Here is an 11,989-nt window from a genome sequence, read left to right on the forward strand (position 1 = left end):
CCATGGCGGGACAGCAGCGCGTCTACAAGCAGAAGATCCGGGCGACCCAGACGCTCAAGAAGGTCTTCCGCGCGATGGAGCTCATCGCGGCCTCACGGATCGGCAAGGCCCGGGACGCCGCGCTCGGGTCCGACCCCTACACCGCCGCGCTCATCCGCGCGGTGTCGGCCGTCGCGTCGCACGCGGATCTCGACCACCCGCTGATCTCGGGTCGCGACGACACCACGGACGTCGCGGTGCTCGTCGTTACCTCCGACCGCGGCATGGCGGGCGCCTACTCGGCGACCGTGCTGCGGGAGGCCGAGCGCCTGCTCGAGGAGCTGGAGGCCGAGGGCAAGACCCCCCGGCTGTACGTCTTCGGCCGCCGGGGCGAGAGCTACTTCAAGTTCCGCGGTCGCGAGGTCGTGGCGACCTGGACCGGTGAGTCCGACAGCCCCTCGGTCGCGGTCTCCCAGGAGATCGCGCAGACCCTGCTCGGCGCCTACCGGGCCGAGCCGGGCGAGGGCGGGGTGAGCGAGCTGCACGTCGTGTTCACCCGGTTCCAGTCGATGGTCACGCAGGTCGTCCAGCGTCGCCGCGTCCTTCCGCTCGAGGTGGTCGAGGGTGTCGCCGAGCCGACGTCGAAGGCGCTGCCGCTCTACGAGTTCGAGCCGAGCCCCGAGGACGTGCTCGACCAGCTCCTCCCGATGTACGTCTCCAACCGCATCCGCGCCCAGCTGCTCATGGCGGCGGCCTCCGAGCTGGCCTCGCGCCAGCGCGCGATGCACACGGCGACCGAGAACGCGGAGGACATCATCCGCGACTACACGCGGCTGGCGAACCAGGCGCGGCAGGGTGAGATCACCCAGGAGATCTCCGAGATCGTCTCGGGCGTCGACGCGCTGAGCGCGAGCTGACCCACCCGACCCCCACACTTCCGAGCACCCGAGACCGAGGACGAAACTCATGACCGCCACCCAGTCCGAGACGCCGCAGGCCGAGACCGCCGGCGTCGGCCGCATCGCCCGAGTGATCGGTGCCGTCGTCGACGTCGAGTTCCCGGCCGGCCAGATCCCCGAGGTCTACAACGCGCTGAAGACCACGCTCCACCTGCCCGGGCAGGAGGAGGCCGCCGAGATCACGCTCGAGACCGCCCAGCACCTCGGCGACCACCTCGTGCGCGCCATCGCGCTCAAGCCGACCGACGGCCTCGTCCGCGGCGGCGAGGTCCGCGACACCGGTGCGCCGATCTCGGTGCCCGTCGGCGACGTGACCAAGGGGCACGTCTTCGACGTCACCGGCGAGCCGCTCAACCTCGCGGAGGGCGAGACCCTCGAGGTGACCGAGCGCTGGCCCATCCACCGCCAGCCCCCGCGGTTCGACGAGCTCGAGGGCTCGACGACGATGTTCGAGACCGGCATCAAGGTCATCGACCTGCTCACCCCGTACGTCCAGGGCGGGAAGATCGGCCTGTTCGGTGGCGCCGGCGTCGGCAAGACGGTCCTCATCCAGGAGATGATCCAGCGCGTCGCGCAGGACCACGGCGGTGTGTCGGTGTTCGCCGGTGTCGGTGAGCGTACCCGTGAGGGCAACGACCTCATCGAGGAGATGGACGACGCCGGGGTCTTCGACAAGACCGCCCTCGTGTTCGGCCAGATGGACGAGCCCCCGGGTACGCGCCTGCGCGTCGCCCTCTCGGCGCTGACGATGGCGGAGTACTTCCGCGACGTCCAGCAGCAGGAGGTGCTGCTGTTCATCGACAACATCTTCCGCTTCACGCAGGCGGGCTCCGAGGTCTCCACGCTGCTCGGCCGTGTCCCCTCCGCCGTGGGCTACCAGCCCACCCTCGCGGACGAGATGGGCCAGCTCCAGGAGCGCATCACCTCCACCCGCGGCCACTCGATCACCTCGCTGCAGGCGATCTACGTCCCCGCGGACGACTACACGGACCCCGCCCCGGCGACCACGTTCGCGCACCTGGACTCCACCACGGAGCTCTCCCGCGACATCGCCTCGCGCGGCCTGTACCCGGCCGTGGACCCGCTGACCTCCACCTCGCGCATCCTCGCGCCGGAGTTCGTGGGCCAGGAGCACTACGAGGTCGCCACGCGCGTGAAGTCGATCCTGCAGAAGAACAAGGAGCTGCAGGACATCATCGCGATCCTCGGCGTCGACGAGCTCGGCGAGGAGGACAAGGTGACGGTCGCGCGTGCGCGCCGCATCGAGCAGTACCTGTCGCAGAACACCTACACCGCCATCAAGTTCACGGGCGTGGAGGGCTCGACCGTGCCGGTCGCCGAGACCGTCGAGGCGTTCAAGCGCATCGCGGACGGCCAGTACGACCACGTGCCGGAGCAGGCGTTCTTCAACATCGGCGGTATCGAGGACCTCGAGCGCGCATGGTCCAAGATCCAGGCCGACGAGCGCTGACGTGGCCGGCAACGGATCGCTGACCGTCGACGTCGTCTCGCCGACCGGGGTGCTGTGGTCGGGGGAGGCGTCCTCCGTCGTCGTGCCCGCCGCCGAGGGAGAGCTCGGCGTGCTGCCGGGGCGCGAGCCGGTGCTCGCGGTGCTCCTGCCCGGCACGGCGAGGGTGACGTCGGACGGGTCGACGGTCTCCCTCGACGTGCACGGGGGATTCGTCTCGGTCGACGACGACGTCGTCACCGTCGTCGTGGCCGACGAGGACGCCGAGGTCGGCGTGCTCGACGCCGAGCCGGCGTCGGACGATAGCACGCTCGCCTAGGCCGCCGATGCCGCGCACCGGATGGTTGGTGGTCCTGGGGATCCTTGCCGTCCTCGCCGTGTGCGCGGCCCTGGCGTGCGCCCTGCTGTGGCGGGCGCTGCGCCTCTACCGGCGCGGCGGCACGGTCGAGTGCCGCCTGCGCACCGGTGAGGACCGGTGGCGACGCGGGCTCGCCCAGCTCGGTGCGACCGACCTCCTGTGGTACCAGTTCGCCTCGTTGGCGGTGCGGCCCCGGTTGCGCATGGACCGCACCGCGCTCGAGCTGCGCGGGTACGACCCCCGGCCCCCCGACCCGGGTGGCCGCCCGGTCGTCCAGCTCACCCTCAGCGACGGACGGCGCACCGCGCAGCTGCGCCTGGCCCCGTCCGCCGTGCAGGCGCTCGTGGGCTGGAGCGAGGGCGCCCCGCCCCGTGTCCGCGGTACCTGAGGCTCCTCACCGCAGTACCTGAGGCTCCGTGCGCGTCCGCAGCGCCCGGGGCCCGCCGCGCGCGGACCGGGCGCCGGCGCGGCGGGGTAACGTGGTCGACCGTGCGTACCGTCTTCGCCCGTTGCTCCGTCGACTACTCGGGCCGGCTGTCGGCGCACCTCCCGCTCGCCCCGCGCCTCATCATGGTCAAGGCGGACGGCTCGGTGCTCATCCACTCCGACGGCGGCAGCTACAAGCCGCTGAACTGGATGACGGCGCCCTGCACCCTCAAGGAGCGCGAGCCCGACGCGGTCGAGACCGAGAGCGGCACCACGCTCGTGTGGGAGGTCAGCGCCGCGAAGACCGACGACCGGCTCGTGGTGCGGCTGCACGAGGTCATCTCGGACACGAGCGTCGAGCTCGGCGTCGACCCGGGCCTGGTCAAGGACGGCGTCGAGGCCCACCTCCAGGTGCTGCTGGCGGAGCAGGTCGAGCTCCTCGGTGCCGGGCACCGCCTCGTGCGCCGCGAGCACCCCACGCCGATCGGCCCGGTCGACCTGCTCGTGCGGGACCCCGAGGGCGGGGCCGTGGCGGTCGAGATCAAGCGGGTCGGCGGCATCGACGGAGTCGAGCAGCTCACCCGCTACCTCGACCTCCTGGGCCGGGACCCGCTGCTCAGCCCGATCCGCGGGGTGTTCGCGGCGCAGCAGATCAAGCCCCAGGCGCGCACGCTCGCCGAGGACCGCGGAATCCGGTGCCTCGTGCTGGACTACGACGCGATGCGCGGGGTCGACGACGTCGACTCCCGCCTGTTCTAGGAGGCGCCGTGAGCACCAGCGCCCCCGGCGCACGGCCCGCCGCCGACGACGAACGGCCCGGCGCCGACCTTCTCCCCGCCGGCGGCTGGCTCGCCCCCGGGGCCGTCGAGCTGGTCGACGCCGAGGACTCCCTCGTGGACGGCGGCGCGGCCGCCGCGGAGGTGTTCGCCGCGCAGATCGCTCGCGCGGCCGACGCCGGACGGGCCTGCGTCGTCGTCCTCGCGCCGGACCCCGACCCGACGCGGGAGAGCGTCGGCCGCCGTGCCGAGCTCGCCCGGGCCGCCGTGGCTGCGGCCGGGACCCACGACGTCGCCGCCTGGCTCACCGTGCGCGACCCGCTCCGGGTCGCCCGGACCGCCGGCGCCGGCGACGTGGGCCGCACGCTCGCCGCCCTGCACCACGCGCTGCTCGGCCACGGCGCCGCGGCGACCGCCCTGCGCGAGGCGGGCGCCGGCGTCGTCGGGACCGCCGTGCACCTCGAGGTGACCCGCCCCGCCGACCCGTCCTCGGCCCCGGACCTCGCCGCCGCGCTCGAGGCCGACCTCCTGACCAACCACGTCGTGCTGGGACCGCTGCTCGACGGCAGCTACCCCGTCGAGGCCCGCGCGGCGACCGCGCCGGCGGGGTGGGACCACGTCCGCCCCGGCGACCTCGTGGCGATCCGCCGCGGGCTCGACGTCCTCGTCGTCGAGCACTCCGGCACCCGCACCGCCCGGCGCGCGGGCCGAGACCGGGCGGACGCCACCGGTGCGGGGACCACGGTGCGGCCGGCCGGGACCCCCGGCGCGGACGACGTCGAGCTCGTCCACGCCGGCAGGACACCGGGCGGCCGGGAGGCGGACCCGTCCGGCCTCTACGAGGTCCTCGCCGCGCTGGACAACGCCTACCTCGGCACCCCGCTGCTCGGACTGGTCCCCACCGGTGCGGGCGAGGTCGGCCACGGCCCCGGGCTCGCCGCGCACGAGGAGGCCGCGCGCCGGGCGGCGACGGACGGTGCGGACGTCCGCGGACTGCTCGCCACGGCGTCCTGATGGCGCGTAACCGGCGCTCGGGGAAGCGCCCCTATTCCGGCGGGCACGTCCCGTTGGACATGGACCGCCTCGGCTCCCTCCCGCGTCAGGAGGCGGGCCCGGGCGGCGAGGACTTCAAGGTCCGCACGGTGCGCAGCTCGGACAAGACCTACCGCTGCCCCGGCTGCGACCAGGAGATCGGCCCCGGCACCTCGCACGTCGTCGCCTGGCCGGCCGAGCACATCTGGGGAGCGGAGGCCGGCGCGGAGGACCGCCGCCACTGGCACACCGCCTGCTGGCGGGCCCGGGGCGCCAGGCGCCCCACGCGGCGGCGGTAGCCGGGGCGACCCGGCTCGACGAAGCTCGCCCGCTGCGCTCCCGGACACCCGCCGGGCTGGCCGCTTCTGCGGCAGGGTGGAACGCTGATGCCATGACCACGCTCGCCGTCCACCGCCACGGTCCCACCGGGGACGTCCCGCTCGTCCTCCTCCATGCGTTCCCGCTCGACTCGCGCATGTATGCGGGTCTCCTGCCGCACCTCACCGACCTCCCGACCCTCAGCGTCGACTCTCCCGGGTTCGGCGACTCGCCCTCCCCGGCCGACGTCGCCGACGCCCTGGCCTGGACCGACGGACCCCGTCTGGAGATGGTCGCGCGGGCCGTCCTCGCCGCGCTCGACGAGCAGGGCGTCGACCGCTTCGTTCTCGCCGGTACGTCGATCGGCGGCTACGTCTCGATGCGGCTCGCCGCGCTGGCCCCCGAGCGGCTCGCCGGCATCGGGCTCATCGACACGAAGGCCGCGCCCGACCCCGGTGAGGCGCGCGAGAGGCGCGAGCGGCTCGCCGTCGACGTCCTGGGTCCGCCCGGAGTCTCGGCGCTCGCCCCCACGCTCGGCCCGCTCCTCGGCACGACGACGGCGAACGACGCGCCCGGCCTGACCGACGCGGTCGCCGGGTGGGCGGCGGAGGCCACGCCGGAGGGGGTCGCGTTCGCCGCGCGGGCGATGGCCGCCCGGCCGGACTCGACGGACGACCTGCGGGCGTTGGGCCGGCGGGGGGTCGCCGCGCTCGTGCTGCGGGGGGCCGAGGACTCGCTGGCGACCGGGGACGACGCGCTGGACATGGCCGACGCCCTGGGCACCGAGGTCCTCGAGATCGCGTCCGTCGGCCACCTGGCGCCGCTGGAGGCGCCGGAGGCCGTCGGAGGTGCCCTGCGTGACCTCCACGAGCGCGCGGTCGGTCTCGCGCGGGAGCCGTAGGGTGGCGCGGTGACCACCGCGAAGATCCGCCCTGCGACCGTGCTCGACGCGGAGGTGATCGCCGAGCTGCACGCCAGGGCCTGGCGGGCGACCTACGGCGGCGCGGTCGACGCCGACCGGCTCGACGAGCGTCTGGCCGACTACCCGCGGACGTGGCGGGAGCTGCTGGCCGACGACGGCGGGGGAGCGGCCACCTGGCTCGCCCACCGCGACGGCGCGGCGGTGGGGTTCCTGCGGGCGAGCGCGGTCGGCGGTGGCGAGGTCCGGTCCCTGCGGCTGGAGTCGATGTACCTCGACGTCGACGAGCAGGGGAGCGGCACGGCCGACAACCTCATGACGATGGCGCTCGGCGACGCCCCGGCGTTCCTGTGGGTGTGGCGGGACCAGGAGCGCGCGCGTGCCTTCTACCGCCGCCACGGGTTCGTCGAGGACGGCGAGACCGGGTCCTTCGAGACGTTGCCGACCGTGCGGATGGTCCGCTGAGCCTCAGGCTCGTCGGGCGCGCCGCCCGCCGGCCCCCTCCGGCGCCTGCCCGGTCCGCCGATCAGCCCTGCCGCTGATCGGTCCCGCCGGTGGTCTCGTCCGGTGCGACAGTCTCGTCCGGGCCCGGCGCGCCTGCGTCGTCGGCGCCTGCCTCTTCGGCGCCTCCGTCGAGGTCCGACTCGTCCGGCCTCGGGCCGTCGTCCGGGCCGGCGCCCTCGTCGAGGTCCGGCTCCTCCGCCCGGTCAGCGTCGGCCGGAGTCGTGTCGTCCACCGGGTCGATGTCCACGTCCGCGACCTGCGCGTCCGTCCGGTCCGCGGTGGCACCCGACGTGCGGGGCCCGCCCGGCGGGTCCGCGAGGACGGCGTCGGCCCGTGCGGCCGCCCCGATCCCGTCCTCGGCGCCGGTCTCGACGACCTCGTGCAGGGCCCGCCGGATCTGCTCGAGGTACTCGGTGAGCAGCGTGCCTCGCTCCTCGAGGCGCGCGACCTCGGCCCCGGCACCGACGCGGGCCCGGTCGGCCTCCTCGGCCACGTCGATGCGGGTCCGCTCGGCCTCCTCGCGGGCCGCGGTGAGCAGGCGCTCGGCCTCCTCGCTCGCCTCGGAGACACGGAACCGCGACTCCTCGTCCGCCTCCCGCGTGACCTCCTCGGCGAGCGTGAGCGCCTGGGCGGCACGGCGCTCGGCATCGTTCGCCCGCTGCTCGGCCTGCTCGACGGCCTGGGCCCGGGCCGTGGTCGCGGCCTCGTGCGCGGCCGCGAGGTCGCGCTCGGCGTTCGCCCGGGTGACGGCCAGCTCCTCGGTGGCGGTCGCGCGTGCCAGACCGAGCTCCCGCTCGAGGTCGGCCCTGCGCGTGATCTCCTCGGCCTCGATCTCTCGGCGGATCGCCGAGACGCGGCGCTCGGCCGCGGTGAGCAGCTCCTCCGCGCGAACCTCGGCGTCCTGCACGCGGGCCGAGGCCTCGGACTCCGAGCGCGAGGTCAGCAGGTCGGCCGCGCGCCGGGCGTCGCCGACGACGGCGGCGGCCTCGCGCTCGGAGCGCTCGCCGAGCCGGTCGGCCGAGGCCTGGGCGCGCTCCGTCGTCCGGCGCGCGTCCCTCTCCGCCTGCTCGACGACCTCGTTCGCCTGCTGCTCGGCCGCGGAGAGCAGGTGGGCCGTGCGCGAACCGAGGCCGGCGTAGGTCGGCGTCCCGGACTCGGCCAGCTGGCCCCGGACGTCCTCGAGCTCGGTGGTCAGCCGCAGCACGCGGGCGTCGAGGTTCTCCACGTGGTCGCGGGCCGCCGCGAGCCGGCTCGTGAGGTCGTTGATGCGGTGGTCGACCTGGGCGCGGTCGTAGCCCCGCATGACGACGGGGAAGCTGGCCTGCTCGTCCATGACGGTCCTCACGGTCGGGGAGGGCCCGGATCGTGGCTCATGGCCACGTCACGGGCGGGTTACCGGCGCCAGGGTACGTCGCCGACGTGAGTCGGCGGTCGGGCGTGTGCCGTTCCACGCTCCGTGGGGCGCCATCACGCCGTACCCTGGTCAGTCGAACCGGGTCGCCGTCGGCGGCCGCCGACCGGAAGGACGCCCGCCCCGTGATCCGACGCATCCTCGCGGCACTGCTCGCCGTCCTCGGTGTGACCGCGATCGTCCTGGCGATCCTGTCCGCCACGTCCTGGCGGGACGAGGACGAGCTCACGGCCTCGTTGGCGGAACGGCCCGGTACCCCCATCCTGCTCACCGACCCGGGTGTCCTCGAGATGGGCGCCGACGAGGTGACCGTCACGCTCACCGCCGATCCCGGCGAGGAGATCTGGTACACGTTCGTGCCGACCAGCCGCGTGACGGAGTGGGTCGGCGACGCAGAGCGCACCTCGGTCACCGGCCTCGAGTCGCGCACCGAGCTGGCGAGCGCCGTGGCCGGCACGGAGAGCACGGTCCCGCACCCGTCGGGCTCCGACCTGTTCCGCGACGCCGACGTCGGCACCGGTGAGGTCACCCTCGACCGGGCGGGCGAGCCGGGCGGACAGACGCTGTTCGCCGTCGTCGACGGCACCGCGGACGCGCCGTCGCTCACCCTGTCCTGGCCCCAGGAGGTCGAGACCCCCTACCTCGTGCCCGGTCTCGTCGCCGGCGGCGTCCTGCTCCTCGTCGCGCTCGCGCTGCTCCTGTGGCCCTCCCGCCGGCCCGGGCGCGACGGCGGCCGAGGCGCCGGCGCCGACGCTCCCGCCGGGGTCCACGACGACCGGCCGGCCGTGGACGACGAGCTGGCCGCCTCCCGCACCGGCAGCGGTGCGTACGACGCGGCGCCCGCCGCGGGGCGCCCGACGACGGACCCCTACGCGCCCGAGGTCGCCGACGCGCGCGGGAGCGCCGCGTCGGCCGACGACGCGGGCACCCACGACCGGTCCGGCACGGAGGGCTCCGGCACCTCCGCCACCCACGGCGCCGCGTTCGCGGGTGCCGGCGCTGCGAGTGCGACGGCGGCGCTCGGCACGGCGGCGTTCGCGCCGCGCGAGGACGACGCCGAGACCATCGACGTCGTCGAGCATGTGGACGCCCCGACCGATGCGGCGGACGCCGAGCCCGAGGCGGTCGACGCCGCGCTCGCGCCGGAGATGGCCGCGCTGGCCGCGCGGGAGCGTGCGGGGGAGTCCCTGCGCCGCCACGAGCGCCGCGTCCTCGCCGAGGCGCGCCGCGAGGCGCACGACGACCTGCGGGCCGGCGTCGACACCGAGGTCCGCGAGGACCTGCGTTCCGCCGGCTCCTCGCGCGGCGCGGGGATCCTGCCCTACTCGCCGCGCGCGGACGCGCACCGCGGATCAGCCGACGCGCCCGGGGCGGACACGCCGACCTCGACCGTCGACGCCGATCAGGCACTCGCCGACGCGGAGGCCGCCCAGGCCGCCGGCCGACCCCTTACCCGGCGCGAGCGCCGTGCGCTCGACCGCCGCGCGCGGCTCGGCGACGCTCCCGGAGCCGCCACTTCCACGGGCGAGCCGGACGCCGGCGGCGACGCCGGCCCCGCGCACAGCGACGGGACCCCGACCACCATGTCGTCCGGCGCCGCCACGACGACGACGGACGACGAATGGCGCGACCTGTGGGGCTTCGGTCCTCGGAGCGCTCCCGAGAACCGGAGGTGACGTGATGAACCGCCGCACCACGACCACACTTGCTGTCCTGCTCTCCGCAGGCCTTCTCGCCGGCTGCGGGTCCGAGGGGGAGGAGGAGCTGCCGACGCCGAACGCGGAGGCCCCCTCCGACGCCGGCGGCCCGTCGCTCGACCAGGAGACGCTTGAGGCCGTGCTCGAGGGCGTGGCGACGTCGGTCGCCGACGCGGACGAGGCCCAGGATCCCGAGCTGCTGCGCGAACGCGTGATGGGCCCGGCCTTCCGGCTGCGCTCGGCCGAGTACCGGATCGCCGAGGCGACCGGTGGCACGGTCCAGCCGGACCCGCTCTCGCTCGACACCCAGGTCGACATCGTTGGCGGCAGCCAGGAGTACCCGCGGGTGGCGATGGCGGTGAGCCAGATCCCCGACGGCTCGAACCTCCCGCTGCTCCTCACGCTCGCGACCTCCGACGTGCGCGACAACTACCGGCTGTGGTCGTGGGTCGAGCTGTTCCCGGGCGTGACCGTGCCGGAGACTCTCGCGCCGGACATCGGCGCCGAGGCCGTGCCCACCGACGACGACTCGCTCGTGCTCTCGCCGGCCGAGGTCGTCGACGCCTACGCCCAGCTGATCTCGGACCCCGAGGGCAGTCAGGCCGAGCGGTTCGGCCCCGACGAGTTCCGCTCGGACGTGTTCGCCGAGACCGCCGGCCTCAACGAGGCCGTGTCCGCCGCGGGTACTGCGACCGTCTCCGCCGAGCCGGTGATCGACGGGCCGCTGTCGCTGCAGACCGTCGAGGGCGGTGCGATCGTCGTCGGCGTGATCCGCACGACCACGACGGTGACGAAGACCGAGCCCGAGGGCACGCTCACGGTCGGCGGTGTCTTCGGCGACCTGCTCGGCGACGACGGGGTGGTCGAGGACGAGGTGAGCGCCATCGCCCAGGTGAGCGTGGCCTTCCACGTCCCCTCCGCCGAGGCGGAGGACCAGACGATCGAGGTGCTCGGCGCGACGTCGGTGCTCACCGAGGCGATCTCGTCGGGCCAGTCCGTGGTCGAGTCCCCGTCCGGCGGGTCGGAGTCGGCGTCGGAGTCCGCGTCGGAGTCCGCCACCGACGCGGGCTGACCGTCGGGCGAGCGCTGACCGTCGGGCGAGCGCCGACCGTCGGGCGAGGGCCGACCCCGCGCGCGTGATCCGCTCTGCGCAAAGTGTGCTGCGCGACCCGGCCCGGTCGGGGGACAATGGCGGCATGTCTCAGCCCTCCCTCTACGGTGCCGTCGACCTGTCCGCCCTCGCCGCCCCGGCTGCGCCGGCGGGCGGCGAGCCCGCGAGCGACCCGAACGGGCTCGTCGTCGACCTGACCGAGGAGCTCCTCGGCGAGGTCGTCGCCCGGTCCCAGGAGCTTCCGGTCCTCGTCGCCATCCTGTCCGCCCGTGCCCAGGGCTCGAACGAGCTGCGCGCAACGCTCGAGACCCTCGTGCGGGAGCAGGGCGGCCGGATCCAGCTGGCGGTGGTCGACGGGGACGCGCAGCCGCGTATCGCGCAGGCGCTCCAGGTCTCCCAGGTCCCCTCCGTCGTGGCCCTCCTCGGCGGCCGGCCGATGCCGCTGTTCACCGGCAGCCCGCCGGTCGACCAGCTGCGCCCGGTGATGTCGGAGCTGCTCACCGTCGCCGAGCAGAACGGCCTCACGGGTCGCCTCGACGTCGGTGAGGAGGGTGACGAGACGCCCGTCGAGCCGGAGCCCGAGCCGCTGCCGCCGCTGCACGCGGAGGGGGTGGCCGCGATCGAGCGCGGCGACCTCGAGGCCGCCGCCGAGGCCTACCGAAAGGCGCTCGCGCAGAACCCGAAGGACGCCGAGGCCGTCTCGGCGCTCGCGCAGGTCACCCTGGCTCGCCGGCTCGCGCAGGTCGAGGACCCGCAGGCCGCGCTCGCGGCCGGCGACGCCGAGGGCGCGGATCTCGAGACCCGGCTCGTCGCGGCCGACGTCGAGATGGTGTCGGGGCGCGTGGCGGCGGCCTTCGACCGCCTCGTCGGCGTCGTGCGTCGCACGGCCGGCGACGAGCGCGAGACGGTGCGCAAGCGGCTGCTCGAGCTGTTCGACGTCCAGGGCCCGGCGGACCCGGACGTGGCCAGGGCCCGCCGGCTGCTCGCCAGCGCGCTGTACTGACCGGTGCGGACGCTCGCCCGACGACGTC

13 protein-coding genes are annotated in these 11,989 nt (G+C 75.2%); 12 read left to right on the plus strand and 1 reads right to left on the minus strand.

Going from position 1 to position 11,989, the window contains the following annotated elements; genetic code table 11:
• Window positions 1-2: 2 nt before the first annotated feature.
• The 9 genes from ACPYO4_RS03805 (at window position 3) to ACPYO4_RS03845 (ending at window position 6,700) form a co-directional block, all read left to right on the plus strand.
• Complete coding sequence (locus ACPYO4_RS03805) at window positions 3-896, plus strand: F0F1 ATP synthase subunit gamma (protein WP_425707883.1); 894 nt, start codon at window positions 3-5, stop codon at window positions 894-896.
• A gap of 49 nt (window positions 897-945) precedes the next feature.
• Window positions 946-2,409, plus strand: a complete 1,464-nt coding sequence (atpD, locus tag ACPYO4_RS03810; RefSeq protein WP_425707884.1) for a F0F1 ATP synthase subunit beta — start codon at window positions 946-948, stop codon at window positions 2,407-2,409.
• Window position 2,410: 1 nt separating this feature from the next.
• Complete coding sequence (locus ACPYO4_RS03815; protein ID WP_425707885.1) at window positions 2,411-2,725, plus strand: F0F1 ATP synthase subunit epsilon; 315 nt, start codon at window positions 2,411-2,413, stop codon at window positions 2,723-2,725.
• Window positions 2,726-2,732: 7 nt separating this feature from the next.
• Complete coding sequence (locus ACPYO4_RS03820; RefSeq protein WP_425707886.1) at window positions 2,733-3,152, plus strand: DUF2550 family protein; 420 nt, start codon at window positions 2,733-2,735, stop codon at window positions 3,150-3,152.
• Window positions 3,153-3,253: 101 nt separating this feature from the next.
• On the plus strand, window positions 3,254-3,949 hold the full coding sequence (gene nucS / locus ACPYO4_RS03825) for an endonuclease NucS (protein ID WP_425707887.1): 696 nt from the start codon (window positions 3,254-3,256) through the stop codon (window positions 3,947-3,949).
• An 8-nt stretch (window positions 3,950-3,957) separates the two neighbouring features.
• Window positions 3,958-4,980: a family 1 glycosylhydrolase gene (locus ACPYO4_RS03830; protein ID WP_425707888.1), complete on the plus strand. Its 1,023-nt coding sequence runs from the start codon at window positions 3,958-3,960 to the stop codon at window positions 4,978-4,980.
• Window positions 4,980-5,297, plus strand: coding sequence for a hypothetical protein (locus tag ACPYO4_RS03835; protein ID WP_425707889.1), 318 nt, complete (start codon window positions 4,980-4,982; stop codon window positions 5,295-5,297). The genes ACPYO4_RS03830 and ACPYO4_RS03835 overlap by 1 nt, the downstream gene beginning before the upstream one ends.
• A 92-nt stretch (window positions 5,298-5,389) precedes the next feature.
• On the plus strand, window positions 5,390-6,217 hold the full coding sequence (locus tag ACPYO4_RS03840; RefSeq protein WP_425707890.1) for an alpha/beta fold hydrolase: 828 nt from the start codon (window positions 5,390-5,392) through the stop codon (window positions 6,215-6,217).
• A gap of 9 nt (window positions 6,218-6,226) precedes the next feature.
• Complete coding sequence (locus ACPYO4_RS03845) at window positions 6,227-6,700, plus strand: GNAT family N-acetyltransferase (RefSeq protein ID WP_425707891.1); 474 nt, start codon at window positions 6,227-6,229, stop codon at window positions 6,698-6,700.
• A gap of 61 nt (window positions 6,701-6,761) precedes the next feature.
• On the opposite strand, the gene ACPYO4_RS03850 is transcribed toward ACPYO4_RS03845, so the two are convergent.
• Window positions 6,762-8,072 (minus strand): hypothetical protein, encoded by a 1,311-nt coding sequence (locus tag ACPYO4_RS03850; protein WP_425707892.1) that lies wholly within the window; start codon window positions 8,070-8,072, stop codon window positions 6,762-6,764.
• Window positions 8,073-8,275: 203 nt separating this feature from the next.
• Between ACPYO4_RS03850 and ACPYO4_RS03855 the strand changes: the two genes are divergently transcribed.
• The 3 genes from ACPYO4_RS03855 to ACPYO4_RS03865 all read left to right on the plus strand — a co-directional run bounded on the left by ACPYO4_RS03855 (window position 8,276) and on the right by ACPYO4_RS03865 (window position 11,961).
• On the plus strand, window positions 8,276-9,826 hold the full coding sequence (locus ACPYO4_RS03855) for a hypothetical protein (protein WP_425707893.1): 1,551 nt from the start codon (window positions 8,276-8,278) through the stop codon (window positions 9,824-9,826).
• Between the two features lie 4 nt (window positions 9,827-9,830).
• Window positions 9,831-10,919: a hypothetical protein gene (locus ACPYO4_RS03860; RefSeq protein ID WP_425707894.1), complete on the plus strand. Its 1,089-nt coding sequence runs from the start codon at window positions 9,831-9,833 to the stop codon at window positions 10,917-10,919.
• Window positions 10,920-11,043: 124 nt separating this feature from the next.
• Window positions 11,044-11,961: a tetratricopeptide repeat protein gene (locus ACPYO4_RS03865; protein ID WP_425707895.1), complete on the plus strand. Its 918-nt coding sequence runs from the start codon at window positions 11,044-11,046 to the stop codon at window positions 11,959-11,961.
• The last annotated feature ends 28 nt before the right edge of the window (window positions 11,962-11,989 follow it).

Origin of the sequence: Georgenia sp. Z1491 (assembly GCF_049856175.1) — a bacterium.
Lineage (GTDB): Bacteria > Actinomycetota > Actinomycetes > Actinomycetales > Actinomycetaceae > JB111.

What these genes read in the sequence shown, in the direction of transcription:
- ACPYO4_RS03835 (WP_425707889.1), top strand. Translation starts at nt 4,980, where the DNA reads ATGGCGCGTAACCGGCGCTCGGGGAAGCGCCCCTATTCCGGCGGGCAC.
- ACPYO4_RS03865 (WP_425707895.1), top strand. Translation starts at nt 11,044, where the DNA reads ATGTCTCAGCCCTCCCTCTACGGTGCCGTCGACCTGTCCGCCCTCGCC.
- atpD (WP_425707884.1), top strand. Translation starts at nt 946, where the DNA reads ATGACCGCCACCCAGTCCGAGACGCCGCAGGCCGAGACCGCCGGCGTC.
- ACPYO4_RS03805 (WP_425707883.1), top strand. Translation starts at nt 3, where the DNA reads ATGGCGGGACAGCAGCGCGTCTACAAGCAGAAGATCCGGGCGACCCAG.
- ACPYO4_RS03820 (WP_425707886.1), top strand. Translation starts at nt 2,733, where the DNA reads ATGCCGCGCACCGGATGGTTGGTGGTCCTGGGGATCCTTGCCGTCCTC.
- ACPYO4_RS03860 (WP_425707894.1), top strand. Translation starts at nt 9,831, where the DNA reads ATGAACCGCCGCACCACGACCACACTTGCTGTCCTGCTCTCCGCAGGC.
- ACPYO4_RS03850 (WP_425707892.1), bottom strand. Translation starts at nt 8,072, where the DNA reads ATGGACGAGCAGGCCAGCTTCCCCGTCGTCATGCGGGGCTACGACCGC.
- ACPYO4_RS03840 (WP_425707890.1), top strand. Translation starts at nt 5,390, where the DNA reads ATGACCACGCTCGCCGTCCACCGCCACGGTCCCACCGGGGACGTCCCG.